The 1,500-nt window shown below is 75.3% G+C and carries 1 protein-coding gene; it reads left to right on the top strand.

The annotated features are described in order from the left end of the window. Positions 1-1,034 (top strand): PLP-dependent aminotransferase family protein (locus tag ABZ885_RS41025; protein WP_360200293.1); only part of this gene is annotated, 1,034 nt, incomplete at its 5' end. Between the last annotated feature and the right edge of the window lie 466 nt (positions 1,035-1,500).

Here is a 1,500-nt window from a genome sequence, read left to right as displayed (position 1 = left end):
GCGACCAGCGTCAGGGTGATCCCCCGGATGTCCGCCTCGACCGTCCCCCCGGACAGCTCGACCGTGCCCTGCAACGTACCGCCGGGCTGGACCACTTCAGGCGCACCGATCCGGAGCGGATCGTCATCTGCTCCGGGTTCGCCCACGCGCTGCGGCTGCTGTTCGACGGCGCCTCCGCCGTCCTGCCCGCCCGCGACAGCGGCCCGCTGGCCGTCGAGGCGTACGGGCTGGCCTTCCACCGCGGGCTGCTGGCCCGGGCCGGCGTGACCACCGTGCCGCTGCCGCTGGACGAGGACGGCGCGCAGGTCGGCAGGCTGGCGGGGCACCCGGAGGTCCGGACGGCGCTGCTCACCCCCGCCCACCAGTTCCCGACCGGCGGTCCGCTGCACGCGCACCGTCGCGCGGCGGTGATCGACTGGGCGCGCGGGAACGGCGGGCTGGTGCTGGAGGACGACTACGACGGGGAGTTCCGCTACGACCGCCAGCCGATCGGGGCCGTCCAGGGCCTCGACCCGGAGCGGGTGGTCTACCTCGGGACCGCCAGCAAGAGCCTCTCGCCGGCGCTGCGCATCGGCTGGATGGTGCTGCCCGACGACCTGGTGGACCGCGTGCTGGCAGCCAAGGGCGAGCGCGAGGGCTGGTCCAGCGCGCTCGACCAGCTGACGCTCGCCGAGTTCATCGACTCGGGCGGCTACGACAAGCACGTCCGGCGGATGCGCCGCCGCTACCGGGAACGCCGCGACCACCTGGTGGAGGCACTGGCCGCGCGGGCGCCGCACATCGAGGTGTCCGGCATCGCGGCCGGCCTGCACGCGGTGCTCCGGCTCGCGCCGGGCACCGAGCGGTCGGTGCTCAAGGCGGCCGCCTACCGGGGGCTGGCCGTGGACGGGCTGGCGGACTACCGGCACCCGCAGACCGGGCCGGACACGATGCCGTCGACGGACGGCCTGGTGGTCGGGTACGCCACCCCGCCCGACCACGCCTACCAGGCGGCGGTCACCGCCCTCTGCGACGTCCTGCCGCCGTCGGCCTGAGCGCGCCGCCGCCGCTGCGGCGGGCGCGGGCGGGGGCGGGGTGGGGACGGGAGCGGACCGGAGGGCCGGCGGAGCGCGAGGACGAAGGGGCCGGGCCGGAGGGTAAGGGGGGCCGGCCCACCCCGGGGCGGTGCGGGGAAGACCGAGCGGAGGCAATGACCCGCCGCGTCCGCTCCACTGTCATATGCCAGTACGGGCCCGGGCGGAGAGCGGCCCCCGACGCGGCGGCGGCTCCTACGCTTCCTGGTCATGCGCAGAACACATGTGAGCCGCTTCGGCCTTACCGCGATCCTGGCCCTCGTCGTCGGTCTGCTCCTCCCGTCCGCCGCCGCCCACGCCGACACGCCACTGCTCTCCGTCAGCGCCGACAAACCTCACGCAGGTGCCGCTGGTACGCCTTGACCTCGGAGGTGGGACGGTCGGAGGACGTGGTGGGACTCCATCGGATCAGGATCTGCCGGACGGC

This window comes from Kitasatospora sp. NPDC047058 (assembly GCF_040643935.1).
In the GTDB taxonomy this organism is placed as follows: Bacteria; Actinomycetota; Actinomycetes; order Streptomycetales; family Streptomycetaceae; genus Kitasatospora.
Note: the sequence above shows the minus strand (reverse complement) of the source record. Positions and strands in the feature narration are given on the sequence as shown.